Origin of the sequence: Curtobacterium sp. MCBD17_035 (assembly GCF_003234815.2) — a bacterium.
Classification (GTDB): Bacteria; Actinomycetota; Actinomycetes; order Actinomycetales; family Microbacteriaceae; genus Curtobacterium.
In genome coordinates this window covers 2,847,884-2,871,240 of the sequence record NZ_CP126279.1, presented here as the reverse complement: position 1 = coordinate 2,871,240, position 23,357 = coordinate 2,847,884, and the positions used below count along the sequence as shown (strand labels likewise).

Below are 23,357 nucleotides of genomic sequence, written 5' to 3'. Positions count from 1 at the left end.
CTCGATGGTCCGTGCTGCGGCGGACCGGACCCAGAGACCAAGGTCCCGGCTCCCGCGGCTGCGCCGCCCCGTAGGGTGAGGGGGGCGAGCGAGAGGACCGGCGTGGGGCAGGAGCAGGACCGACTCGATTTCCCGAACGCGCCGCGGACGGCACTCGAGCGCACCATCGGCGACCTCGTCGATCGCGCGAACGAGGTCCTCGCGACCCAGGGGCGTCTCCGGCAGCTCCTCCGCGCGAACCGGCTCGTGGTCGAGGAGCTCGACCTGCCCGTCGTGCTCCGGCGCATCGTCGAGGCCGCGGTCGAACTCGCCGGCGCCCGCTACGGCGCGCTCGGGGTGATCGCCCCCGACGGCACCCTCGAGCAGTTCGTCCACGTCGGGATGTCCGACGCGGAGGTCGCCGCGATCGGGGACCTCCCCCGCGGCCGGGGGCTGCTCGGCGCGATCCTGACCACCACGACCCCGACCCGGCTCGAGCACCTCGCAGCGGATCCCCGAGCAACCGGGTTCCCCGAGCACCACCCGCCGATGGAGGCGTTCCTCGGGGTGCCGATCCGCGTGCGGGACGAGCTGTTCGGCAACCTGTACCTGACGCGGGAGTCCGGCGTGTTCAGCGAGGAGGACGAGGAACTCGTGGCCTCCCTGGCCGCCACCGCCGGCGCGGCCATCGACCACGCGCGCCTCTTCGACGAGTCCCGACGCCGCCAGCGGTGGTCGGTGGCGCTCGCCGACGTGACGACCGCGCTGCTGTCGTCCGATGCCGTCGACGGCCTCGGCGTCGTCGTGGACCGCGTCGCCCCGCTGGTCGACGCCGATCTCGCCTGCGTGCTGGTCCCGGACAACACGGGCTTCCGCGTCGACGGCGCCCGCGGGGTCGACGCACACGATCTCGGAGCGGTGATCGAGGACGCCGACGACACGATCGCCGGCCGGTCCATCGAGAGCGGGCACGTCACCACGGGCGACCTCCGCGAGGACTCCGTCGACTGGCCGGACGGACTTCGATGGGCCGCCGCGGTGCCGTTCGCCGCGACGGCCGCCCCGCTCGGAACGCTCCTGCTCGCGCGTCGAGCAGGACGCCCGCCGTTCGCCAGCTCCGAACTCGACCTGGCGTCGGAGTTCGCGGCACAGGCGAGCGTGGCGCTCGAGCTCGCCCGCGGACGGCTCGACCGGCAGGAGCTCCAGCGCATCGAGGACCGGAGTCGGATCGCGCGTGACCTCCACGACCACGTCATCCAGCGACTGTTCGCGGCGGGCCTGACGCTCCAGAGCCTCGAGCCCGCGGTCCCCGCGACCGTCCGTCAGGAGTTCGCGGACCAGATCGACGCCATCGACACCGCGATCGCCGAGATCCGCACGGCGGTGTTCGCGCTGAAGACACCGCCCCGCACGGCCCCGACCACCATCCGGCACCGCGTCCTCGACACGATCGCCGAGGTCACGCCCATGCTCGCCGGGCCGCCGAGCGTCACCTTCGGTGGGCCGGTGGACGCGCTCGTCCCGGACGAACTCGCCGACGACGTCGTCGCGGTCGTCCGGGAATCGCTGACGAACGTCGGGCGCCACGCGCGCGCCTCCACGACCGACGTCCGCGTGCTGCTCGAGGACGACCACCTGACCGTGCTCGTCGAGGACGACGGCCGCGGGCTCGGCCGCCCGGGCCGGGCGAGCGGCACCGCGAACCTCGCCGCACGGGCTGCCGCCCGCGGCGGCCACTACGCGCTCGACGGCCGCGACGGAGGCGGCACCACGATGACCTGGCGGGTCCCGGTGATCGAGGGGGAGGCAGCATGACAATCCGCGTGTTCCTCGTCGACGACCACGAACTCGTCCGGCAGGGCGTGGCGCGGATCATCGACGCGCAGCCCGACCTCGAGGTGGTGGGCGAGGCCGAGACCATCGGCCGGGCCGTCCCGCGTATCGCCGCGACCCGGCCGGACATCGCCGTGCTCGACGTCCGCCTGCCGGACGGCAGCGGCATCGACCTGTGCCGGACGGTGCGCTCGGCCAATCCGGACCTCCCGTGCCTCATGCTCACCGCCTACGACGACGACGAGGCGACGACGGCCGCGGTCCTCGCCGGAGCGAGCGGCTCCGTTCTCAAGGACATCCGTGGCAACAAACTCGTCGAGGCGATCCGCCGTGCCGCCTCGGGTGAGACCCTCTTCCCGGCCGACGCGGGACGGCGCGTGCGCTCCGCGGTCGTCCCCGCGAGCCCCGACCCCGACGCCGGACTCACCCGGCGTGAGCAGCAGATCCTCGACCTCATCGTCGAGGGCCTGACGAACCGGCAGATCGGCGAACGACTCCACATCGCCGAGAAGACCGTGAAGAACAACGTGACCGTCCTGCTCGGCAAGCTGCATCTCGAGAGTCGGACGCAAGCGGCCGTCTACGGCGTCCGGCGCGGCTGATCGTCGCGGGCCTCCCGGTCGTCCCGACGCGGTCGGGACCAAGTGCCCTCCTGCACCAGCCGGTCCTGGCGGGACCCTGGTTCCATGCCCGAGCGCGACGAGGTCCGACGACTCCCCACCGACGAGTGGGAGCGCCTGAAGCGCGACGCGCGCGAGCGCGCGGAGCACCGGCTGGCGGCCCAGCGTCGCGGCGGCAGTGACAGCGGGCAGCACACCGACGGAAGGCAGGAACCGTGAACCGCACCGTACTCGACCGACTCCTCTCCGCGAGCGGCGCGGTCATCGCCCTCGTCCTGCTCCTGGCGGGTGTCCTCATGACCTGGGCGCACGTGTACGTGCACGACCAGGTGCGGGACCAGCTCGTCGCCGAGAAGATCCAGTTCCCGGCGAAGGGCAGCGACGCGCTGAAGAGCAAGGACATCGGTCCGTACCTCAACCGCTACGCCGGACAGCAGCTCGAGACCGGCGCACAGGCGAAAGCCTGGGCCGACCACTACATCGCGGTCCACCTGCGGGAGATGACCGGCGGGAAGACGTACTCCGAACTGTCCGCCGAGGCGCAGGCGCACCCGAAGGACGCCGCACTCGCCGCCGAGGTCGACACCGTGTTCCGCGGCGAGACCCTCCGCGGCCTGCTCCTCAACGCGTACGCGTTCGACACCATGGCCACGCTCGCGCTCATCGGCGCGGTCGTCGCGTACGCCGGCGCCGTCGTGATGGCGGTGCTGGCACTGCTCGGACTCCGTCACGCCCGCCGGTACGCCGACGCCGCGGCGAGGCGCCCATCGGCCGAGGGCCGGGCGGCGGCCGTCTGAGCGGTTGCTGGCTCCGCTGCGTGCCGCATCGAACACCCCTGTCCGCACACAACAGGATGCTGCGGTGCCGGCCGGGCGTCGGAGCTCCGACGCCGTAGCCTCGACCCATGTCTGAGATCGTCCACGTCGTCCTCGTCCAGTGGAGCGGGGACCACGCGTCATCCGAACAGCGTGCCGCGGAGCTCGTCCGGCAGCACCTCCCCGGCATCGACGGGGTGACGTCGGTCGATGCCGGACCCAGCGTGAGCAGCGAAGGGCTCGAGGGGCGGTTCGACTGGATGCTCGTCGTCCGGTTCCGGGACCGCGCCGCGCTCGACGGCTACCTGCCGCACCCCGACCACCAGCCGGTCGCCGCGTTCCTCGGCGGGGCGAGCGCCGACCTGGTCGTGTTCGACATCGAAGCGGGGTCCTGACCCCGGCCGGAGCACCGCACCCGCCGCGCACCGGGACCGCACCGCACCCGCCGCGCACCGGGACCGCACCGCACCCGCCGCGCACCGGGACCGCGCCGCACCCGCCGCGGACCCGGTCCCCATCGCGCCGTGCTCGCCCGGACCGCACCCCACCGACGGAATACCATCCGCCGTATGGTTTCCCGTCCCCTCCCGCCGATCGTGCCCCTGGCCGTCATCGTCGGCATCTCGCCGTTCGCGACGGACATGTACATCCCCGCGCTGCCTGCGCTCGCGAGGGACTTCGGGACCTCCACGAGTGCCGTGCAGGTGTCGCTCACGGCGTTCCTGGTCGCGTTCGCGGTCGGTCAGATCCTCGTGGGACCGCTCAGCGACTCGGTGGGGCGCCGGTCCATCCTCCTGGGCGGGACCGCCCTGTTCGCGGTGGCGTCGTTCGCCTGCGCCGTCGCCCCGGACAACGCCGTGTTCGTGATCGCGCGCGTGGTCGAGGGCCTGGGTGGTGCCGCCGGCGCGGTCGCGGGGCGCGCGGTGGTCACCGACGCCGCGCCTCCTGCCGACCGTCCACGCATCTACGCGGCGCTCGCCGCGATCAACGCCGTCGGACCGGTCGTCGTGCCCCTGGCCGGTGGCGCACTCCTGCTCGTCGGTGACTGGCGGATCATGTTCGTCGCGCTCGGGGTGCTCGGCCTCGTCCTCTTCGCGATCGTGCTCGTCCGCATCCCCGAGACCCTCGCGCCGCAGGACCGGTCGTCGGGAATCGGTCTCGGCGCGAACCTCCGCCGGATGGGGACGTTGCTGGCCATCCCGCGCTTCGACTGGTACCTCGTGTCCTCGTGCGTCGCGACGATCGGCTTCTTCGCCTACATCTCCACGAGCTCGTTCGTGTTCCAGTCCGAGTTCGGGTTCAGCGAGACCGGGTACACCGTCGTCTTCGCCGTCGACGCCAGCTGCATGATCCTCACCACCCTGGCGTTCCGGCGGCTCGTCCGACGCTGCAGCGAGGACGCGCTCCTGACGACGGGACTCGTGGTCGGTGCCCTCGGCGCGGTCGGTGTGCTCGTCAGTGCACTCGCAGGCCTCGGGCCGATCGCGGTCTGGGTCTGCCTGGCGGTGGTGACGGGTGCCTGGGGCTTCGTGATCACCGGGGCCACGACGCGGACGCAGGCCCTCGGCGCGGCCTTGCCCGGTACCGCGGCAGCGCTGCAGGGTGGCATCAGCTTCGGGCTCGGCGGTCTCGGCACACCGCTGGCCGGGTGGTTCGGGGGGACGGCGGTCGCGATGGGGGCCGTGATGGCGACGGGGATCGTCATCGCCGCGGTCGTGCAGGTGGCTGCATCGGCCCGTGCGGAGCATCCGGAACCCGACTGAGCTGACCGCAACGACACCACCGCAAAGGAACCATTGCAAAGAGCACTTTGCAAAGGTATCTTCGGAGTCATGGCGACGAACACCCCCGAGCCCCGCGTCCTGCGGGTCGAGGCCCTCAAGGCCCTCGCGCACCCCGTGCGGACCCGGCTGCTCAACGAGCTCGCCTCGCACGGCCCGGCCACGGCCACCGCGCTCGGTGCCCGGATCGGCGAGTCATCCGGATCGACGAGCTACCACCTGCGCCAGCTCGCCAAGCACGGCATCGTCGAGGAGGCTCCCGAACTCGGCAGCGGCCGTGACCGCTGGTGGCGGCGCTACGCCGGCCCGCTCGAGTTCGGCGACCACGGTAACGACCAGAGCCGGGCGGAACGCACGGCGACCGTGCTCGCGAGCATGAGCTTCCAGGACACGACGGCCGAGTTCATCCGCGACGCCCTCGCGTCGTCGGACGACCTGCCCGAGGCCTGGCGCGAGGTCAGTGACTTCTCGACCGCCTGGCTCCTCATGACCCCGGACGAACTCGCCGAGCTCGACCGGGGGATCAACGACCTCATCGGTCGGTACCTCCGCGCCAACGACCCGGCCTCGCGCCACCCCGACCCGGCTGCGCGTCGGGTGTTCGTCAACTACAACCTGTTCCCCGTCCTCGACGTCCCCAAGGAGTGACCATGAACGCGACCGTGCCCGTCACGTCCGTCCACCCGGTCGAACGAGCCGCCCACCGCATCGGGCTCGGGCTCGTCCACTGGAGCACCGCCCGCGCGGATCGCCGCGCACGCCGTCTCGCACGCGTCGCCGTGACGACCCCCGCACCTCGAGTCCTCCACGAACGCGCTGCCGTCCTGCACCACGCGTCGCTCGACCGGGAGGCCCGGGAGCGGTCCTGGGAGCGGCTCGCCTCGGCGCAGCCCCGGCTGCGCTGACCGCGGACGCCGACGCGGACCAGGACGGCACCGCGGATGCGACCGCGGACGCGGACGCGGCTCGGGCCCGCGCGGCATGATCGATCACGGGGCGGGCCGACCGCCCACCGAGGAGGACGAGCATGACCGACAACCACCCGTTCCGACGCCTGCCCGAGGTGCCCGCGTTCACCGTCACGAGTGACGACGTGCAGGACGGCCAGGAGTTCCGGCCCCCGCAGTGGTCGGGGATGATGGGCGTCCCCGGCGGCGAGGACGTCTCGCCCCAGCTCACGTGGAGTGGCGCTCCCGAGGGCACGAAGAGCTTCGCGGTGACCATGTACGACCCGGACGCCCCGACCATGTCCGGCTTCTGGCACTGGGCCGTGGCGAACATCCCGGCCGACGTGACCACGCTGCCGACCGGAGCGGGGGCTGCGGGCGGGGCGGGCCTCCCGGACGGCGCGATCCAACTGCAGAACGACGCCGGGGCGCCCCAGTTCGTCGGGGCGGCGCCGCCCGCGGGCCACGGTCCGCACCGGTACTTCATCGTCGTGCACGCGCTCGACGTCGCGGACATCGGAGTGCCGGCCGACGCCACGCCCGCCTACCTCGGGTTCACCATGTCGTCGCACATCCTCGGCCGGGCGACGCTCGTGGCGAGCGCGGAGACGCCGGGCGAGGCGTAGGCGCGACCCCGCCGCCGTCTTGGTGGATCCTGGGGGCGGCGGGTCGACCGTCGAGGTGACGGAAGGAGCGGTCCCGTGGGCGTGTGGTGGTCGTCGGTGCACGAGGTGCTGGTCGATCGGCTCACGCTCGGCACCGACGGGGTCCGGGGCCGGGTGTCCGGCCGGCGCGACCAGGACCCGGATCGCCTCGCCTCGCGGCGGTCCGCCGTCCGCATCGGGCTCCAGGTCGCCGTCGTGTCGGCGGCGCTCGTGGCGTCCATCATCCTGCTCGTCGTCGTGTACGTGGTCTGGCAGCTGACCCCGCAGCAGCAGCACGAGTACCACGGCCCCGAGGACGTGCACGTCTACCTCGACACGATCGACCTGACGATCGCGGTGGTCGGCGTCGGCGGGTTCGCGGTCGTGCTCGCCGGGATCGCGACGTGGATCATCGCCCGGCGGGCGGTCCGTCCCATCACGGAGGCGTCGCGGATGCAGCGCACGTTCGTCGCCGACGCGAGCCACGAGCTCCGCACGCCGTTGACCGTGCTCAACGCGCGTGTGCAGCAGCTCGAGCTCCGCATGGACGCGGACGATCCGCGTCACGGGATCGTCGAGGAGCTCCAGGCGGACACCCGCGTGCTCATCGACATCGTCAACGACCTGCTCGAGGTCGCGGCCGGGAGGCCCGGGGAACACCCGATGACACCGCTCGGACCCGAGTTGGCCTGTGCCGCGAACGACATGGGCGTGCTGGCCGACGCGCGGGGTGTGCGCCTCGACGTCGGCGACAGCGACGCGGTCGTGTCCCTCCCGTCGACACAGCTCCGGCGCTGCATCGTCGCGCTCGTCGACAACGCGATCGGGCACACGCCGACGGGCGGGACCGTGACCGTCACGACGGAGCGTGCCGAGCGCTGGGTCGCCATCCGGGTCCGCGACGAGGGCCCGGGGATCACGGGGATCGCCCCGCGGCGGGTCTTCGACCGGTTCGCCCACGGCAACGCGGCCCGTGCGGCCGGCTCGCGGCCGACCGGTACCACCCGGTCGGGCTACGGCATCGGTCTCGCGCTCGTGCGGGACATCGCGGTCCGGGCGGGCGGCGAGGTGCGGGTGGAGCACACGGGCGCGGACGGCACGGTGTTCCTCCTGCGGTTGCCGCTGGCTCAGCGCACGGCCCGGACGTAGCGGACGACCTCGGTGCTCGCCCGGACCCAGGTGCCGTCGACGCGGTAGCCCTCGGGGGCCAGGGCCGCCGAGACGGTGCTCCGCTCGTCGTGGGCCGTGCCCGTCAGCAACCAGACGACCCGTGCGCCGTCCGCGGTCCGGCCGATGTCGGCGATCGGACGCTGCGTCTCCCACAGCCCCGCCGACGCGGAGGCCGGGCGGACGAGCAACGGGTCCCGGAGGCCGCGGAACGCCCTCGGGTACGTCTCGGCGATGATCCGCGACGTCGCGAGGGGGTGTCGATCGACCGGCCCGTAGACGACGGCGTCGACCTGCCCGGCCGGTTCGTGGGCCCGCTCCGAGCGGACGAGCCGGGCGACCTGGTTCCACGCCGAGTCGTCCTTCGCGGTGACCGTCCGCTGCTGGACCCACGTCGGGGCGGTCAGCGCGACCGCGAGGAGGAGGACGCCCGCGGTGACCCGGGCGAAGAACCGGTCCGGGAGCGCGGCGACCGGGAGCGCCATGCACAGCGCCACCGCCGGAGCGCCGAAGGACACGTAGCGCGGGGAGTACAGCGGGTTCGTCACGAGTGACGCGGCGATGAGTCCGACCGTCGGCACCGCGGCCCACGGCAGCGCGACCGCGAGCAGGGATCGGCCGCGCGCGGAGGTCAGCCCGACCGCGATGCCGGCCACCGCCAGCAGCCAGCCGAACACCGTGAACGCGGGGTTGAGTGTGAACCACTGGGTGACCACGACCTCCTCGACCGTGTGGCGGCTGATGTGCTGGATCCAGTCGATCTGCGCCGACTGCGTCGCGGAGGCCCGGGCCAGCGGCACGAGGGCCACGACCGTCACCGCAGCGGCGAGGAGCCAGCAGCGCTGCGCCCGCTGCGCCCCGCGGGTCCGGGCGTTCCGACGCGCCAGCGGGACCGCCGCCGTGACGCCGTGCCCGACCGTCACGAGCACGAGGTAGAGGAACACCGCCCCGCCGAGCAGCGACACCGCGACGTACCCGACCCACCACGGCCAGGAACGGAGGCCCGTGACGCTCCGCCGGTGCGCGGCGAGGAACAGGATGGTCGCCGCCACCGCGAGCAGCGTGCCGAGGGCGAACGAGCGCCCCTCGGTGCCCATCCACGTGACCCGCGGGAGGAGTGCGAAGAGGGCGCCCGCAACCACGCCGGTCCTGAGGTCGGCGAGCATCCGGCCGAGCACGACGAGAAGCGCCGCCGCCGCACCGACCGCGACCGCGGACGGCAGCCGGAGCGTGAACGGAGCGTATCCCGCGACGAGGAACCACAGGTGCATGAGGCCGTAGAAGGTGGCGTGCACGACGTCGACGTGCTGGACCTCGCGCGCGAGCGCCGGCCAGGGACGGGTCGCGGACACCACGGTCGCGGCTTCGTCGTACCAGACGGACGGGACCCAGTCGAACGCGACGGCGATCACCGTGGCGGTGAGCCCGACCACGACCGGCGGCAGCCAGGCGCGGTGGCGAGGGTCGAGTCGGATCGTGCGGGCGTCGATGGACCCGCCACGGAGCGGCACTGTGGACATGAAGACCTCCGGACGTCAGGCTGCGCCGCGCCCTCCAAGGAAGGACCCAGCAAGCCGGACGCCTGCTGGGAGTTCCCTGAGCCCTCTTGGCGCTTTCTGGGCAGCGGATCTCGATGCTGGAGTCATGGACAGCACGCGAACGGGACGAGGCCGGATCCTCGATGTGGTGTTCCTCGTCGGGATCGCCCTGAAGGGCATCGACGGAGCGGCCGAGCTGCTCCTGGGCCTGCCGCTGCTGTTCCTCCGCCCGGCACAGATCAGTGCCGTCGCCCACCTGCTCACCGCGCACGAGCTCGCACAGGACCCGCACGACCTCATCGCGCACCTGATCCTGCACGGTGCCGCGGCACTCGGCGCCGACGCTGCTCTCTACGCCGCCGTCTACCTCGTCGTGCACGGCCTCGTGAAGGTGGTCGTCGTCATCGCGCTGATCCGCGGCTCCGAGCGCGTGCACCCCTGGGCGATCGCTGCGCTCGCCGCGTTCCTGGTCGCCCAGCTCGTCGAGATGGTCGTGCACCCGTCACTCGGGGTCGGGGTGCTCTCGGCGTTCGACGCGGCGATCATCGTGCTCACCTGGCGCGAGTGGCGGCAGCACCGAACCCTCCGTGACGCCCTGTACGGAGCCGTGCCCGCACTCGCACGCCGTCGCACCCGTCGCCGTGCAAGCGGGGTGGAACCCATGGTGCGGGCGCGCTAGCGTCGCTCCATGGGGATCTTCGCGAGGAAGCGCGGCGGGGCTGAGCCGTCGTCGGACCGACCCGCGCGACCGGAGGATCGGCTCGTCGTCAACCGACGGGTGCAGCGGGCCCTGGCCGCGTGGGCCGTCCGGAAGGACGCGCAGACGATCTCGGGGGTGCTCCGTGAGTGCGTGACGGGGGATCTGCTCCTCGACGCGTCGGACTCGACGACCCGCGATCCCGCTCGTCCGTTCCAGGAGGGTGACCAGCTGGCGGTGGGGTTCCAGGTCGACAACGCGGGCAAGCGGCTCCTCGTCGCGTTCACCGACAATGAGCGACTCGCCGAGTACCGCCGTCGGGGTGGGTCGCCCACGCCGCCACGGTCCCTCGTGCAGCCGGCGGCGGCGACGCTCCAGATGGCGGCCACCGCCCCGTACGAGGGCATCGCCATCGACCCCGGTTCCTCGGACACGCTCTGCATCGCCTACGCCGACGAGATCCGCAACGGGCTCACGGAGGACCCGGCCGTGAACGAGCCGCTGAAGACCGCCATCGCCGTCGGTGCTCCGGAGGACGAACTCGTGGCCCTGGCCGCCGCGGCCCCGGTGGTGTTCATCGGGGCGCAGGTGCACCGGGACGAGCGCGGCGAGGTGACCGGTGTGGGTGTCCCGACGATCCGCAGCCCCGAGGGCGAGACGTACTCGCCGGTGTTCACCTCGCCGGCGGAGGTCTGGGCCTGGGCGCCCGACCTCGACGCCCGGCCGACCGGGTTCGCGAACGTCGCGCGCGTGGCGCAGGAGGACGGGCACGCCGGTGTCGTCCTCAACCCCGCCGGCGACCCCGCGCCGCTCCGGCTGCAGGCCTTCGCCGATCGCTTCCCCCTGTCCTGAGGTCCGCCCTCACGTCCGATCCCCGAGGACCTCTGATGGGAGTCGGTAGACCCGGGCGGCGTTGCCGGCGAAGGCAGCGCGCTGCTCCGACGCCGACCAGTCCGTCGTGATCTCGAGGAAGCCCTGGTAGATCTCCTGGTAGGTCGCGACGATGCCGTCGACCGGGAAGTTGCTCGCGAACATGATCCGCGACGGACCGAACACCTCGGCGGCGGTCGTCACGATGCCGCGGTTGTCGGCGACGGTCCACGGCCTGCCTGCCACCCCGAGGCCGGAGATCTTCAGGACGACGTTGTCGTGCCGCGCGATGAGCCGGAGCGCGTCGGCCCACCCGGCGAGCCCGTCGGGAGAACGGTCGGCAGGGAGCCCGGTGTGGTCGATGACGATGGTCGTGTCCTCGTGCTCCGCTGCCAGCCGTGCGGCCTCGGGGAAGTGCCACCACGCGACCTGGAGGTCGAAGGACAACCCGGCGCGGTGCAGGAGTGCGAACCCCGCCTGCCACTGCCGGTCCTCGAGCAGGGTCGGACGAGACGCGGCCTCGCGTGGTGAGGGCGCGCCTCCCGGCTTGTGGCGGACGCCGCGGACCCGCGGCATCGCGGCGAGGCGTTCGATCACCGTGCCGACCTGCGGGTCGTCCAACAGGGCGTGGGCGACGGAGGCGGTGGGGAGGCCGAAGCGCTCCGACACCGCCTGCGTGTACTCCATCTCGCCGATCGGGTCGTCGTCGTCCCACTCGGTCTCCATCGAGACCGAACCGACCAGCTCGAGCGGACCGGCGTCGCGTCGGAGGTCCGGTGGCAGGTAGTCGCGCTTGATCTGCTCGTAGTCGCCGTAGCGGAACGGGATGTGCGCGTCCGGGAGCAGCCACGGCTGTCGGCCGAGCGACGGTTCCCAGACGTGGTGGTGCGCGTCGATCACCGGACCGGAGTAGCGGGCCACGTCCTGCGCCTCCCTACGCGGCCCGGCGCACGGCCAGGGGGCGGTTGAAGTCGATGAACATCGATCCGCCGAGGTACACGATGCCGGCGACGGCGAGGAACACGAACGCGCCGGTGTACCCACCACCGCTCGCGGCGATGGCGTATCCCATGACGACCGGTGCGATCGCCCCACCGAGGCTCGACGCCACGTTCATGACCGAGCCCACCCGTCCGACCTGCGGTTTGGGGGAGAGCCAGGACGGGATCGCCCAGTAGACGCCACCGAACTGGTTGAAGAACACCGCGAGCGCCAGGGCGACCAGTGCCGCGTACCCGCTGTGGGTCAGCGGCAGGGCGAGGATCGACACGACCGTCCCCACGCCGGAGACGGCGAGCACGAGCTTCATCGCTCCGTTGTAGTTCGTGGTGCGGGCGCGGAGACGATCGGTCGACCACCCTGCGACCACCTGACCGAGCACGCCCATGCCGTAGATGAAGAACGTGCCCCACCCGAGGCCCGCCAGACTGAAGTGCAGGGCGGTCGAGAGGTACGAGGGAGACCAGGAGATGATCCCCCACCAGACGGTCGCCCATCCGAGACGTCCGAGCCACATCGACCAGAAGGAGGACGACCGGGCGTAGTCCGCGACACCGGGGAGCGGTCCGGTCTCCGTCTCACGAGCCACGACGTCGTCGCCGTGGATGTGGTCGAGCTCCGCCTCGTTCACCTTCGGGTGCTGCTCCGGGTCGTCGCGGACGTACAGGTAGTACAGCCCGGCGACCGCGACGGTGATCGCCCCGGTGATGATGAACGACCAGCGCCAGCTGCCCGAGAGGCCGATGAGTCCGGTGACGATGAGGCCGCCGACCGCGCTGCCGAACGGACTCGCCGCGTCGATGAACGTCGCGCCGCGGGCGCGTTCCCGTGACGCGAGCCACTTCGAGTTGAGCTTCGAGCCGGCGGGGTAGACGGGCGCCTCGGACATCCCCATGCCGAGCCGCGAGATGACGAGCATGATGCCACCCGTGGCGATACCGCCGAGGACCTGGAACAGACCCCACAGTCCGGCGGCGAACAGGACCACCTTGCGGGCGCCGATCCGGTCGAGCAGCCAGCCACCCGGGATCTGGAACAGCAGGTACGTCCAGAAGAAGGAGCCGAGGACCCAGCCGTTGACGGCGGGTGACAGCTTGAAGTCGTCGCTGATGAACGGCAGCGAGATGGAGAGCGCCGATCGGTCGACGAAGTTGAGGAGGACGAGGATCCAGAGGATCCCGAAGACCCCGAGCCGTACTCGGGAGCGTCGCGGTGTGGTCGTGGTGCTGCTCATGAAGAAGCCTCGTTCCGTGGTACGTCGTCGTCCGTGGGTGTGGCGCTGGTGCAGGGCTCGGTGGCGCTCATGCCTGTCGCCGGGCCGCCACTGCCGCCGCGATGTCGAAGGCGTTCGCCATCGAGGTGGGATCGGCGACGCCCTGGCCGACGATCTCGAACGCGGTGCCGTGTGCGGGCGTGGCGATGCTGACGGGGAGACCGCCCTGGATGGTCACACCCCCGCTGAACCCGAGCAGCTTCATGGCGATCTGTCCCTGGTCGTGGTACATCGTCACGATCCCGTTGAAGTCGCCACGTCGTGCGGCGAGGAAGATGGTGTCCGAGGGGAACGGGCCGCGCACGTCGATGCCGTCCGCGGTCGCTGCCGCCACGGCCGGGGCGATGGCGTCGATCTCCTCGCGCCCGAAGTTCCCGTTCTCGCCCGCGTGGGGGTTGAGGGCGCAGACCCCCAGCCGCGGCTCGATGCCGGCGTCGGTGAGCACCTGGTGCAGCAGACCGATGGTCGCTCGGACGGACTCGGGGGTCACCCGGGCAGCGACCGCGCTGAGGGGGATGTGCGAGGTGACCCGCGCCGTCCACAGATCCTCGAGCACGTTGAGCTCCGACGTCGTGCCGTGGTGGTCCATCTGCTTGGCGAACCACCGCAGCTCGTCTTCTTCCTGCATGCCGGCGAGGTGCAGGCTCGTCTTGTTGAGCGGCGCGAAGACGATCGCGCCCACCCGACCCTCGGCGGCGAGGGCCACGGCGCGCCGGAGCTGGTGCATGGCGCGGTGACCGGCCTCCTCGCTCACGACGCCGGTCGGGATCGGGGTCGGCGGGGCGCTGTGGTCGTCGAGCAGCGTCGCCACCCCCGGCCGCGGTTCGTCCCCGAGCGGAACGGCCGGGAGGCGCGCGTCGGCGAACGCGCGCTCGAACTCGTCGCGGTCGGCGAGGACGTGCACCTCGTTCGCGTCGAGCGTGCCGGGACGGGACAGCACCTTGGCGGCGAGTTCCGGACCGATGCCGGCCGGATCTCCGAGGGTCAGGGCGACACGGGGTCGTTGCTGGGTCATGCTCGCGCTCCTTCTGCGGCGACGGCCGCGATCACACCGACCTGGGCCGGCATCGCCCGTCTCCGCTGGAGTCGCGGGGGCTGACACCTCGTCGTGGTCGTACCGAGTCGGGCCTCGGCATCATGTATCCTATAGGCTACGCGGCAGCCTGAACAGGTGCTCCACGCGGATCCCGTCAGCGCAGCGCGTCGCGGTCCTGGCGGGCGCGCGCCTTCACCGCGAGGATGTGCCGGCGCATGGCGTCGCGAGCGCCGTCGGCATCCCGGCGCCGCATCGCCTCGAGCACCGCGGAGTGCTCGTGCACCGCCGCGTCGGCGTCGGTGACCCCGCGCTCCGAGAACAGCCGGAACCGCTGGACCGTCCCGCCGAACGAGCGGTAGGCGTTCAGCAGGAACACGTTGTCGGCGCCGCGCACGATCAGGTCGTGGAACCGCTCGTCCGCACGCCAGTACGCCCGCACGTCGTGGTGGTCCGGGCCGTGCGGGATCGTCCGGAGCGCGTCGATGCTCGCCGCCAGGGGGTCGAGGGCCGCGTCGGGCATCCGCGTCGTCGCGAAGTAGGTGCTCGACGGCTCGACCACGGCCCGTGCGTCCATCAGGTCGTCGAGCTCGCGATCCGTGTACAGGGGTGCGACCCGGTATCCCCGGAGTGCCTCGCGCCGGACGAGGCCCGTGGACTCGAGCCGCGCGAGCGCCTCGCGGATCGGTGTCTGCGAGACGGCGAGCGACTTCGCCAGTCCGTCGATGTTGAGTTGCTGCTCGGGGCGGAGCTCGCCGTCCATGAGCTGGGCCATGAGGACCTCGTAGACGCCGTCGGCCAGGGATGTCCTCGTCGGTGTCCTCGGCCGGTCGTCCATGTGCGGAGCCTATACGATCACCGCCTCCGGCTCCCCCTGGCGGGCGTCTCCTACATGAGGCCGTCGAGTGCGGCTGCGTCGGCGACGCGCCGGACCGCCACGGCGAGCGACTGGTCGGAACCGACGTTCCCGGGGAACACGACGTACGGCAGACCGGCTGAGGGTCCGTCGGCCGCCACCCAGAGCGAGACCATGCCTGCCAGGAGGGTGCCGATCACGTGGGCGTGCCCGATGTGCAGCGCCTCGGTCGCCAGGTCGTTGGAGGTGATGCCGCCCTTCGCGACGAGGAACGACGGCCGTCGGCGTTCGACGACAGCTCGGACGGTGGCGACGAGGGACTCCGAGGCGACACGGGAGATGCGCAAGCTGTCGTCGGCGTCGACGCCCCGGATGAGCGTGCGACTCGTCATCACGACGACCTCGGTCGTGTCGAGCAGCGACGCCGCGCGCGCCGCTGCCGCCGCGACCACGTCCCGCATCGCCTCGGTCGACTCGAGGCAACGCGCCAGGTCGAGCTCGACGACCGCGGGGTGGTCGGCCGCGAGCAGTCCGTCCAACTGTCGACCGGTCAGTCCGACGTGCGACCCGACCGCGATGAGCCCGTGCCCCTCGGGAGCGTGCGTGAAGGACTCGGCGAGGGTGGCGTCCGCGATGGGACCGTGGACGTCCTGCCCGCAGCGGGCCCGGACGAACGAGGGACCGACGCGGTACACGATGCGCGTGCCGTCGGTCTCGGCGCGGAGCGCACCGAGCGCGACGACGCGGAGGTCGTCCTCGTCGACCGCGTCGGCGACGACGACCCGGGCGTCCCGGCAGGAGCGGAGCGCCGCAGCGACCGTGGCCGCACCGCCGTTCCTGATGTCGTCGATCGTGATGCGGACGACCTCGCCGGCCGGCACACGCCCGTCGGTCTTCTCGGCCACCCAGTCCGGCAGCGAGGACGATCGGTACCCGAAGCTCGCGTCGCGCGCGAACTCGGAGTCGCCCACGGGGATCCAGGCGTCGCCCTGGGCGAGGTAGTGGACGGAGTCGACCGTGATGCGCCCCGCATCCGGGTAGGCGGGGACGAGCAGGACGGCGTCGACCGTGCGGCCGGTGGCGTCCTCGGCCGCCACGAGCACGTCGGTCTCGAGCGGGAAGTGCCCACGCAGCGTCGAGTCGCCGCGACTCAGCAGGACGACGTCCTCCCCGCGCTCCGCGGCGATGCGGGAGACGCGGTCGTGGACCTCGCGGACGACCCGCTCGGCCGCGTCCGGCTCGAGACTCCGTGTGTTCGCGAGGACGAAGAACCCGACGGTGTCCTGGTCGAACGCCCACCGGATGTCGTCATCCGCCCACGCCGTGACGAGGGGGAGATCGGCGATGCTCTGGCTCCCGGTCGGGTCGTCGTCGATCACGACGATCCGGCGGCGCGAGTCCGTGACGGCCGCGCGGAGCGTGTCCACGTCGACGGGTCCGAGGGGATGGGGCAGGTCCAGCAGTGACATCGATCGGTTCCTCCGACCGCCCACCGTAGGCCGTCGGTCCCCGGGGTCCCGCCGACGACGCTCAGGGTGTGCCGATGCGGTACCCCACCCCACGAACGGTGGCGATGAGGTCCCGGTCGGTCTTCCGGCGCACGTAGTGGACGTACGTGTCGACCGTGCCGAGCTGCTCGCCCTTGTCGAACACGGCCGTCAGGATGTGCGCCCGCGAGAACGTGCGCGTCGGCTCCCGGGCCAGCAGGCGGACGAGCGCGGTCTCGCGTTCGGTGAGCCCGATCCTCCCGGCGTACGGCGAGGTGATGGTGCCGGTCTCCGGGTGGAGGGTCCACCCGCCGATCGCGATCGCCTCGCCCTCGGGCGCGTAGTCGCGCGTGAGGGCGCGGAGCCGGGCTCCGAGTTCCGCGAACTCGAACGGCTTGACGAGGTAGTCGTTCGCCCCGGCGTCGAGGCCGGACACGCGGTCGTCGAGCGAACCGAGCGCGGTGAGCATGAGGATCGGCGTGCTGATGCGGCGTCGGCGGATCTCCTCGACCACGGCCACGCCGTCCATGCCCGGCAACCTGCGGTCCACGACCATGACGTCGAAGTACCGCTCGACGGCGGCCGTGACCGCCTGCTCACCGTCGGTCACGAGGGTGACGTCCCAGTCCGCACCGAGCACGTCGGCGACGATCGGACCGAGGCGCGCGTCGTCCTCCACGAGCAGGAGGCGCGGTGCCGGCTCCGTCATGCCCCGATCCTGGCCGTCGGCGTCACCGGCGCACCGCACGCCGCGCCGCACTCCGCTTCCGGAGCACCCCGATGACGACGGGGAGGACCGAGACGACCACCACCACGACCATGAGCGCGTCGATGTTGTGCGCCACGAACGGGATGCCGCCGAGGAGCACCCCGACGACCGTCAACACCGCCACCCAGCCCACGCCGCCGATGGTGTTCCAGACGATGAACCGTCGGTAGTGCATGGCCGCGGCGCCGGCGGCGAGCGGCACGTACGTCCGGACCACGGGGACGAACCGCCCGAGCACGAGCGACAGGCCGCCGTACCGGACGAAGAACGCCTCGGCCTCGCGCAGGCGCGCACGCTTGAGCACCCGCGCGTCCTCGCGGAACAGCCGACGCCCGAACCGACGCCCGAGGACGTAGCCGACCTGGTCGCCCGCGATCGCGGCGAGGGACCCGACGACCGCGACCTGCCACGGGGTGATGCCGAGTGCCGAGGCCAGGATGGTCGCGGTCAGGATGAGCGAGTCGCCCGGGAGGAACGGGAACAGCACCCCCGACTCCACGAACACGAGCACCGCGAGGCCGACGAGCACCCACGGCCCGAACGCATGCAGGATGGAGGCGGCGTCGAACAGGTGGATCGCGAGGGGCACCGGCCCATCCTCCGGGTGCGGCTCCCAGGAACGGCCAAGACCGACGCTCCCTTGGTGGCTTCTTGGACCGGGGGTGTGATCGTCACGGCATGCTGCGGAACAAGGTGCCCGAGATCACCCTGCTGTTCTGGGTGACGAAGATCCTGACGACCGGCATGGGGGAGACCCTGTCGGACTTCCTCGTCGGACACGTCGACCCCGTCGGCGCCGTGCTCGCGACCGCCGTCCTGTTCGCCGCCGCGATCGTGGCCCAGTTCACCGTCCGCCGGTACGTGCCGTGGCTGTACTGGCTCGTCGTCGTGCTCGTCGGCGTGCTCGGGACGATGATCGCCGACTTCACCCACGTCGTCGCCGGCGTCCCGTACCTGGTGTCGACGTCGGTGTTCCTCGTGTTCCTCGTCGCCGTGTTCGTCACGTGGCGGGTCGTCGAGGGCACCGTCGACGTCCACGCGATCGACACCCGCCGCCGTGAGGCCTTCTACTGGGCGGCGGTCGTCGCCACGTTCGCCCTCGGGACCGCCGCTGGCGACCTCGTCGCGTCGCGGTTCCACCTCGGGTACCTGCTCGGCGGGGCGGTGTTCGTCGCGGCGATGTGCGTGCCGATCGCGCTGTACCTCGGGCGGGCGCTCGCCGCCGTGCCCGCCTTCTGGGTCGCGTACGTCCTGACCCGGCCCGTCGGGGCGTCCTTCGCCGACTGGGGCGCCGTGTCGTCCGCGCGCGGCGGTCTCGGGTTCGGCACCGGACCCATCAGCGCGGTGCTCGCCGTGCTCATCGTCGTGTGCGTCGCGGTGCTCAGCGTGCGTCAGAGCCGACGGGCCGACCTCGACACCCGGGAGTGGCCGGCCGACAGCCTCGCGCCGTGACCCGCGTCGGCAGCCACGCACGCTACGGTCCCAGGTCATGACCTGGTCCTCGGACATCGGCCCGAGTCTCCTCGGCGTCGGGGTGCTCGTGGTCGTCGCGACCGTCGTGCTGCTCCTCGTCCGGGCCCCGAGTCCCGTCGCGCCGGCGCTCGCCGTCCTGCGTGGCGCGCTCCAGCTCGCCGTCATCAGCGTCGTCCTGAGCGGGGTCATCCACGACGTCCGGTGGGTCGCGGCCGCCCTGGTCGTGATGTTCACGGTCGCGGTGAGCACGGCCTCCCGACGGCTCGGCCCGCTGCGACGGACGGCGCCGATGGTGGCGTCCGCGATGGGTGCGGGGATCCTGCTGTCCCTCGCCGTCGTGTTCGTGACGGGCGCGATCGCGTTCGACGCGCGGTACGCCCTGGCGATCGGCGGGATCGTCGTCGGCAACGCGATGACCGTCGCCACGCTCGCCGGACGCCGGTTCCTCGAGCTCGTCGACGACCGGTGGGAGGAGGTCGAGGGCTGGCTCGCGCTCGGTGCACCGCCCCGGACGGCCACCCGGGACCTCGCCCGTCGGGCGGTGCACGCGGCGCTCATCCCCTCCACCGACCAGACGCGGACGACCGGACTCGTGACGCTGCCCGGCGCGTTCGTCGGGGCGATCTTCGGCGGGGTCTCACCGGTCGAGGCCGGGCGGTTCCAGATCGTGGTCCTCGCGGCGATCATCGCGACCGGGGCCGTGACCGCGGCGATCGTCGTGCGGTGGCTCGGGCCCGTGCGGACGCGCCCGGCGGCGCCGCGCTGACGCGGTCGCCCGGCGCGGGTCAGCGGAACGCCGACGCCGGGATGACCTGCAGCTGCGAGTCCGCGTACCCGCCGACGTACACGTCGCCGGTCGCCGGGTCCCGATCGAACGACACCGGCTGGCGGACCGTCGGCACCGTCCGCACGAGCTGCGGTGCGCCGTCGGCACGGACGCGGAGCTGCGCGATCTCGTCGGTGTTCGCGAGCGCGGTGTAGATCGTCCCCGTCGCGGCGTCGGCGCGGATCCAGAAGGCGCGGCCGGGGACGGCCGCGCTACCGAGCGCCCGGGGTGTCCCACCGATGTCGTACGTGAGCACCGCGTTGCCGCGCACGTCGCAGACGGCCACCCGGTCCCCGCCGATCGGCACGACGTGGCTCGGGCCCGCGCCGGCGGGCAGGGCGGCGACGAGCCGCAGCGTCGTCGCGTCGTAGACGAACAGCAGGTTCGCCGCGACGTCGACCACCGCGACCCGGTTCCCGACGGCTGTGATGCCACCGGGTTGGACGGGCTGCGTGAAGTGCGCGACCGTCCGTCCGTTCCGCAGGGCCCGGACGCCATGCCCGAACTCCTCGGTGACGAACGTGGTGCTGTTCACCCGCACCGCCTGGTGCGGGTGCCGGCCCGTCCACGCCGAGCTGACGAGGTCGAGTGACGGCAGCGCCAGCGTGTAGAGACGATCGCGGTCCTCCGCGGGGAGCAACAGGGGACCGTCGGGATCGGCGAGGTCGATCATCCGAGACCCCAGGGATGGGCGGTGGCGGGGAGTGGGACGACCCGGCCGGCTGGCGTGACGGGCGGTGGTGGCGCGTCCCCCGGTTCCGCCGCCTTCGTGACCGCGTGGCCCCGGTAGCCGGTGCGGGCGTGCGTGGCTGAAACGGACGGAGCGGTCGACCCCGAACAGGCGGCGAGCACGGCCACGAGTCCGCACGAGACGAGCACCGCCAGCACGGCGCCGGGTCGACGACCACGGCGTCGCGGACGCCGGTCGCGCGAGGGCCCCGGTGTTCGCCCGGACGGTCGGCTCGAGGCGGCGCTCGCGGTGTCCATCGGTCCACCCTGCCCGCCTCGGCCGCACGTCCGCCGAACGAGGGCGGCGGGCCACCGCTGTCCCACGTCGGCCGCACGATCGTCGACCCCGCCCACGTCTGACCACGCGGCCCACGCCGGGAGCCCGACGGGGCCAGACGCACCCGGGCACCGGAGCGCGCTGTACTCGGGGCGGTCCCGCTCCTACCGTGAGGGGCATGACGATCGCGACCACGGTCCTCCCGGCGCTGAACGGGCTGGGCACCGGACTCGCGCTCATCGTCGCCATCGGCGCGCAGAACGCGTTCCTGCTCCGCCTGGCCGTGACCGCACCCCGACGCGTCGTCGCCGCGGCCGTGGGGATCTGCGCGGGGTCCGACGCCGTCCTCATCCTGGCGGGGGTGCTCGGCGTCGGCGCGGTCGTCGAGCGGGCGCCGGTCGCTCTCGTCGTGGTGCGGTTCGTCGGCGCGGCGTTCCTCCTGACCTACGGGGTGCTGGCGGCACGCCGGGCGATCCGGCCGGCGGGGGACGCCCTCGACGTCCGCGCGGTCGGCACCGACGACGGGACCACCGCGGGGACCGCTCGGCGCGCGGTCCTGACGATGTTGGCGTTCACGTGGCTCAACCCCCACGTGTACCTCGACACACTCGTGTTCCTCGGGTCCGTCGCGAACGAGCAGGGCGTCGACGAACGGTGGTGGTGGGTCGGCGGCGCGGTGGCCGCGAGCTGCTGCTGGTTCTCGGCGCTCGGGTTCGGGTCCCGGATGCTCCGCCCGGTGTTCGCCCGACCGGGGGCGTGGCGCGTGTTCGACGCGTGCATCGCGGTCGTGATGGTCGCGTTCGGGGTGCGGTTGCTGCTCGGGGCGTGATCCGGCGCGCGGGCGTCGGACGACGGCTCAGCCGAGCAGCCACCCGTTGTCCGCCGCGATCCGCAGCGCCTCGGTGGCGTTCCGCGCCGCGGTCTTGCCGATCGCAGCGCTGAGGTGGTTCCGCACCGTGCCCTCGGACAGGTGCAGCTCCGCGGCCACGCCCGCGACGGTCGGCGCCGTGCGGAAGGCGATGAGGACCTCCGTCTCGCGTGCGGTCAACGGCGAGGGGCCGGCGGCGAGCGACTCCGCCGCGAGCACCGGATCGACGACGCGGAACCCGGCGGCCACCCGGCGGACGGCGTCGGCGAGCTGTTCCGCGGGCGTGTCCTTGACGACGAACCCCGACGCGCCGGCCTCGAGCGCGCGGCGCAGGTAGCCCGGTCGGCCGAACGTGGTGACGATGAGCGAGCGGCAGGACGGGAGGGCCGTGGCCAGGTCGCGTGCCGCCCGCAGCCCGTCGGCGCCCGGCATCTCGACATCGAGCAGGGCGACGTCCGCGCCCGACGCCCGCGCCGCGTCGACGACCTCGTCCCCGCGGCCGACCTGGGCGACGACGCTGATGTCTGACTCGAGCGACAGCAGGGACGCGAGCGCGCCGCGGACCAGGGCCTGGTCGTCGGCGAGGAGGACCCGGATCGTGGTCGAGCCGGGCATCGCCGCCGACGCCGTCACGCCGGGCGTCTCCGCGGCGCTCACCGACGCCCCCGCCCGACCCGGAGCAGGAACCCGCCGAGGTCGCTCGTCCCGGTGGTCATGGTCGCACCGACCGCGTCCGCACGCTCGCGGAGTCCACGAAGCCCGTTGCCGCCGAGCGGTGCACCGACGGGCGCGACCCCGTCGGCCAGGTCGTCCGACGCACCGGCGCCGTCGTCCTCGACGGTGATCGCGCTGCGGGTCAGGGTGACCCGAGCGCGCGTGGCGGCGGCGTGCCGGACGACGTTCGTCACGCCCTCGCGGAGCACCCACGCGAAGAGTGACCTGCTGTCGGCCACGACGGCGTCGGCGTTCGTTGGGAGGTCGGCGTCGATCCCGGCGGCCTGGAGCGCGGCCCGGGCGGACACGAGCTCGGCGTCGAGGTCGGCCTCGCGGTACCCGCTCACCGCCTGCCGGAGACCCTGCAGGGCCTCGCGGGCGAGCCGTTCGACGTCGGCCATCTCACTGCGCGCGGCGGCGGGGTCGCGGTCCACGAGCCTCCCGGCCAGCTCCGACTTGATCGCGACGACGGTCAGGGAGTGGCCGAGCACGTCGTGGAGGTCGCGGGAGAACCGGGCGCGTTCCTCGACGACGGCGAGGCGGGTGATCTCGTCCTGCGCGACGCCGAGTTCCTGCTCCGCGGCCCGCTGGCGCCCGAAGAAGGTCATCGACGCGCCGATGGACACGGTCACGAGCGGCGCGAACAGCAGGCCGTCGTTCGAGCTCACGTCCCATCCGGCGATGCCGCAGATCACGACCTGCGCGGCAGCGATCGCCAGGATGGCCACCGCGGCCACCCACATCCGCACCGCGACGAACCCGACCAGTGACGCGAGCAGGAACCACGTCCACATGGCGACGGCGCCGAGCGGCACGAGGGGCAGGACGCTCAGCAGGGCGAACGTGCTGAGGACGACGATGCGGCCGGGCAGCCGTCGTCGCCACATGAGCTCCGGCGCGACGAGGTACGCCACGTAGACCACGGCGAGCACGACGCTGTCGACCACGTGCTTGCGGACCGAGCCGCCGTCCGTGAACACCGCGAGGACGAGGAGCACCTGCCACGCCAGCCCGAAGAACGCCCCCGGGTACCAGCGACGACGGGCCGTCCGGAGGTCGCCCTCCGCCATGCCCGGCGCGCCGGACCACGGGAACGACCGGGAGGTGCGGCGCACGTCCTCCGTGCGCCGCACCTGGGTCGTCTGGGTCGCGTCCGTCACGC

General features: G+C 72.8%; 26 protein-coding genes. 15 read left to right on the top strand and 11 right to left on the bottom strand.

Translation table 11 applies throughout. The annotated features are described in order from the left end of the window. Positions 1-102 precede the first annotated feature (102 nt). The 10 genes from DEI93_RS13490 (at position 103) to DEI93_RS13445 (ending at position 7,768) form a co-directional block, all read left to right on the top strand. Positions 103-1,794 (top strand): GAF domain-containing sensor histidine kinase, encoded by a 1,692-nt coding sequence (locus DEI93_RS13490; protein ID WP_258372257.1) that lies wholly within the window; start codon positions 103-105, stop codon positions 1,792-1,794. Next, positions 1,791-2,414, top strand: coding sequence for a response regulator (locus DEI93_RS13485; protein ID WP_111011392.1), 624 nt, complete (start codon positions 1,791-1,793; stop codon positions 2,412-2,414). The genes DEI93_RS13490 and DEI93_RS13485 overlap by 4 nt, the downstream gene beginning before the upstream one ends. A gap of 84 nt (positions 2,415-2,498) precedes the next feature. Further along, a complete protein-coding gene (locus DEI93_RS13480; protein WP_181434991.1) occupies positions 2,499-2,651 on the top strand; it encodes a hypothetical protein in 153 nt (50 codons plus the stop codon). After that, positions 2,648-3,229, top strand: a complete 582-nt coding sequence (locus tag DEI93_RS13475) for a hypothetical protein (RefSeq protein ID WP_111011393.1) — start codon at positions 2,648-2,650, stop codon at positions 3,227-3,229. The genes DEI93_RS13480 and DEI93_RS13475 overlap by 4 nt, the downstream gene beginning before the upstream one ends. A 107-nt stretch (positions 3,230-3,336) precedes the next feature. Continuing rightward, positions 3,337-3,642 (top strand): Dabb family protein, encoded by a 306-nt coding sequence (locus DEI93_RS13470; RefSeq protein ID WP_111050044.1) that lies wholly within the window; start codon positions 3,337-3,339, stop codon positions 3,640-3,642. A gap of 174 nt (positions 3,643-3,816) precedes the next feature. After that, entirely contained in the window at positions 3,817-5,010 is a 1,194-nt protein-coding gene (locus tag DEI93_RS13465) for a Bcr/CflA family efflux MFS transporter (RefSeq protein WP_111119942.1), read from the top strand. A 69-nt stretch (positions 5,011-5,079) separates the two neighbouring features. Beyond that, a complete protein-coding gene (locus DEI93_RS13460; protein ID WP_111037427.1) occupies positions 5,080-5,676 on the top strand; it encodes an ArsR/SmtB family transcription factor in 597 nt (198 codons plus the stop codon). 2 nt (positions 5,677-5,678) lie between these two features. Next, positions 5,679-5,933 (top strand): hypothetical protein, encoded by a 255-nt coding sequence (locus DEI93_RS13455; protein ID WP_111027567.1) that lies wholly within the window; start codon positions 5,679-5,681, stop codon positions 5,931-5,933. A gap of 122 nt (positions 5,934-6,055) precedes the next feature. Further along, positions 6,056-6,601, top strand: a complete 546-nt coding sequence (locus DEI93_RS13450) for a YbhB/YbcL family Raf kinase inhibitor-like protein (RefSeq protein WP_111027566.1) — start codon at positions 6,056-6,058, stop codon at positions 6,599-6,601. A gap of 75 nt (positions 6,602-6,676) precedes the next feature. Continuing rightward, entirely contained in the window at positions 6,677-7,768 is a 1,092-nt protein-coding gene (locus tag DEI93_RS13445) for a sensor histidine kinase (protein ID WP_111119943.1), read from the top strand. Here DEI93_RS13445 and DEI93_RS13440 read toward each other — a convergent pair. Next, positions 7,747-9,306 carry a glycosyltransferase family 39 protein gene (locus tag DEI93_RS13440; protein ID WP_146244426.1) on the bottom strand — a complete coding sequence of 520 codons (1,560 nt, stop codon included), beginning with the start codon at positions 9,304-9,306 and terminating at the stop codon, positions 7,747-7,749. The genes DEI93_RS13445 and DEI93_RS13440 overlap by 22 nt on opposite strands. 124 nt (positions 9,307-9,430) lie before the next feature. Between DEI93_RS13440 and DEI93_RS13435 the strand changes: the two genes are divergently transcribed. After that, positions 9,431-10,003: a DUF2127 domain-containing protein gene (locus DEI93_RS13435; RefSeq protein WP_111119945.1), complete on the top strand. Its 573-nt coding sequence runs from the start codon at positions 9,431-9,433 to the stop codon at positions 10,001-10,003. Positions 10,004-10,012: 9 nt separating this feature from the next. Continuing rightward, entirely contained in the window at positions 10,013-10,873 is an 861-nt protein-coding gene (locus DEI93_RS13430) for an SseB family protein (protein WP_111027563.1), read from the top strand. 9 nt (positions 10,874-10,882) lie between these two features. On the opposite strand, the gene DEI93_RS13425 is transcribed toward DEI93_RS13430, so the two are convergent. The 7 genes from DEI93_RS13425 to DEI93_RS13395 form a co-directional block, all read right to left on the bottom strand. Further along, positions 10,883-11,812: an amidohydrolase family protein gene (locus DEI93_RS13425; RefSeq protein WP_111119946.1), complete on the bottom strand. Its 930-nt coding sequence runs from the start codon at positions 11,810-11,812 to the stop codon at positions 10,883-10,885. A gap of 13 nt (positions 11,813-11,825) precedes the next feature. Beyond that, the gene (locus DEI93_RS13420) at positions 11,826-13,124 is read right to left on the bottom strand and encodes an MFS transporter (protein ID WP_111027561.1); all 1,299 of its coding nucleotides are present in this window, start codon (positions 13,122-13,124) and stop codon (positions 11,826-11,828) included. Positions 13,125-13,191: 67 nt separating this feature from the next. Continuing rightward, positions 13,192-14,178, bottom strand: coding sequence for a 4-hydroxythreonine-4-phosphate dehydrogenase PdxA (locus DEI93_RS13415; RefSeq protein WP_111119947.1), 987 nt, complete (start codon positions 14,176-14,178; stop codon positions 13,192-13,194). 175 nt (positions 14,179-14,353) lie between these two features. Beyond that, the gene (locus tag DEI93_RS13410) at positions 14,354-15,034 is read right to left on the bottom strand and encodes a GntR family transcriptional regulator (RefSeq protein WP_111119948.1); all 681 of its coding nucleotides are present in this window, start codon (positions 15,032-15,034) and stop codon (positions 14,354-14,356) included. A gap of 50 nt (positions 15,035-15,084) precedes the next feature. Further along, positions 15,085-16,521 (bottom strand): four-carbon acid sugar kinase family protein, encoded by a 1,437-nt coding sequence (locus DEI93_RS13405; RefSeq protein WP_220037887.1) that lies wholly within the window; start codon positions 16,519-16,521, stop codon positions 15,085-15,087. A gap of 61 nt (positions 16,522-16,582) precedes the next feature. Beyond that, the gene (locus DEI93_RS13400; protein ID WP_111014193.1) at positions 16,583-17,248 is read right to left on the bottom strand and encodes a response regulator transcription factor; all 666 of its coding nucleotides are present in this window, start codon (positions 17,246-17,248) and stop codon (positions 16,583-16,585) included. Positions 17,249-17,270: 22 nt separating this feature from the next. Then, entirely contained in the window at positions 17,271-17,897 is a 627-nt protein-coding gene (locus DEI93_RS13395; RefSeq protein ID WP_111014159.1) for a DedA family protein, read from the bottom strand. Between the two features lie 89 nt (positions 17,898-17,986). Here DEI93_RS13395 and DEI93_RS13390 point away from each other — a divergent pair, with 89 nt between their 5' ends. Further along, positions 17,987-18,760, top strand: a complete 774-nt coding sequence (locus DEI93_RS13390; RefSeq protein WP_258372258.1) for a COG4705 family protein — start codon at positions 17,987-17,989, stop codon at positions 18,758-18,760. A gap of 37 nt (positions 18,761-18,797) precedes the next feature. Continuing rightward, positions 18,798-19,547: an ABC transporter permease gene (locus DEI93_RS13385; RefSeq protein WP_111014158.1), complete on the top strand. Its 750-nt coding sequence runs from the start codon at positions 18,798-18,800 to the stop codon at positions 19,545-19,547. A 19-nt stretch (positions 19,548-19,566) separates the two neighbouring features. Here DEI93_RS13385 and DEI93_RS13380 read toward each other — a convergent pair whose 3' ends face one another. After that, the gene (locus DEI93_RS13380; protein WP_111119949.1) at positions 19,567-20,280 is read right to left on the bottom strand and encodes a YncE family protein; all 714 of its coding nucleotides are present in this window, start codon (positions 20,278-20,280) and stop codon (positions 19,567-19,569) included. A gap of 511 nt (positions 20,281-20,791) precedes the next feature. On the opposite strand from DEI93_RS13380, the gene DEI93_RS13375 reads away from it, so the two are divergent. Next, positions 20,792-21,442 (top strand): LysE/ArgO family amino acid transporter, encoded by a 651-nt coding sequence (locus tag DEI93_RS13375; RefSeq protein ID WP_181434989.1) that lies wholly within the window; start codon positions 20,792-20,794, stop codon positions 21,440-21,442. 27 nt (positions 21,443-21,469) lie between these two features. On the opposite strand, the gene DEI93_RS13370 is transcribed toward DEI93_RS13375, so the two are convergent. Beyond that, on the bottom strand, positions 21,470-22,096 hold the full coding sequence (locus tag DEI93_RS13370; RefSeq protein ID WP_111011417.1) for a response regulator transcription factor: 627 nt from the start codon (positions 22,094-22,096) through the stop codon (positions 21,470-21,472). A 38-nt stretch (positions 22,097-22,134) separates the two neighbouring features. Further along, positions 22,135-23,355 (bottom strand): sensor histidine kinase, encoded by a 1,221-nt coding sequence (locus DEI93_RS13365; protein ID WP_111119950.1) that lies wholly within the window; start codon positions 23,353-23,355, stop codon positions 22,135-22,137. Positions 23,356-23,357: the final 2 nt, after the last annotated feature.

Coding starts and splice junctions, on each gene's coding strand:
- DEI93_RS13485 (WP_111011392.1), top strand. CDS start 1,791: ATGACAATCCGCGTGTTCCTCGTCGACGACCACGAACTCGTCCGGCAG.
- DEI93_RS13480 (WP_181434991.1), top strand. CDS start 2,499: ATGCCCGAGCGCGACGAGGTCCGACGACTCCCCACCGACGAGTGGGAG.
- DEI93_RS13470 (WP_111050044.1), top strand. CDS start 3,337: ATGTCTGAGATCGTCCACGTCGTCCTCGTCCAGTGGAGCGGGGACCAC.
- DEI93_RS13465 (WP_111119942.1), top strand. CDS start 3,817: ATGGTTTCCCGTCCCCTCCCGCCGATCGTGCCCCTGGCCGTCATCGTC.
- DEI93_RS13460 (WP_111037427.1), top strand. CDS start 5,080: ATGGCGACGAACACCCCCGAGCCCCGCGTCCTGCGGGTCGAGGCCCTC.
- DEI93_RS13455 (WP_111027567.1), top strand. CDS start 5,679: ATGAACGCGACCGTGCCCGTCACGTCCGTCCACCCGGTCGAACGAGCC.
- DEI93_RS13450 (WP_111027566.1), top strand. CDS start 6,056: ATGACCGACAACCACCCGTTCCGACGCCTGCCCGAGGTGCCCGCGTTC.
- DEI93_RS13440 (WP_146244426.1), bottom strand. CDS start 9,306: ATGTCCACAGTGCCGCTCCGTGGCGGGTCCATCGACGCCCGCACGATC.
- DEI93_RS13435 (WP_111119945.1), top strand. CDS start 9,431: ATGGACAGCACGCGAACGGGACGAGGCCGGATCCTCGATGTGGTGTTC.
- DEI93_RS13430 (WP_111027563.1), top strand. CDS start 10,013: ATGGGGATCTTCGCGAGGAAGCGCGGCGGGGCTGAGCCGTCGTCGGAC.
- DEI93_RS13420 (WP_111027561.1), bottom strand. CDS start 13,124: ATGAGCAGCACCACGACCACACCGCGACGCTCCCGAGTACGGCTCGGG.
- DEI93_RS13415 (WP_111119947.1), bottom strand. CDS start 14,178: ATGACCCAGCAACGACCCCGTGTCGCCCTGACCCTCGGAGATCCGGCC.
- DEI93_RS13410 (WP_111119948.1), bottom strand. CDS start 15,034: ATGGACGACCGGCCGAGGACACCGACGAGGACATCCCTGGCCGACGGC.
- DEI93_RS13405 (WP_220037887.1), bottom strand. CDS start 16,521: ATGTCACTGCTGGACCTGCCCCATCCCCTCGGACCCGTCGACGTGGAC.
- DEI93_RS13400 (WP_111014193.1), bottom strand. CDS start 17,248: ATGACGGAGCCGGCACCGCGCCTCCTGCTCGTGGAGGACGACGCGCGC.
- DEI93_RS13390 (WP_258372258.1), top strand. CDS start 17,987: ATGCTGCGGAACAAGGTGCCCGAGATCACCCTGCTGTTCTGGGTGACG.
- DEI93_RS13385 (WP_111014158.1), top strand. CDS start 18,798: ATGACCTGGTCCTCGGACATCGGCCCGAGTCTCCTCGGCGTCGGGGTG.
- DEI93_RS13380 (WP_111119949.1), bottom strand. CDS start 20,280: ATGATCGACCTCGCCGATCCCGACGGTCCCCTGTTGCTCCCCGCGGAG.
- DEI93_RS13375 (WP_181434989.1), top strand. CDS start 20,792: ATGACGATCGCGACCACGGTCCTCCCGGCGCTGAACGGGCTGGGCACC.
- DEI93_RS13370 (WP_111011417.1), bottom strand. CDS start 22,096: ATGCCCGGCTCGACCACGATCCGGGTCCTCCTCGCCGACGACCAGGCC.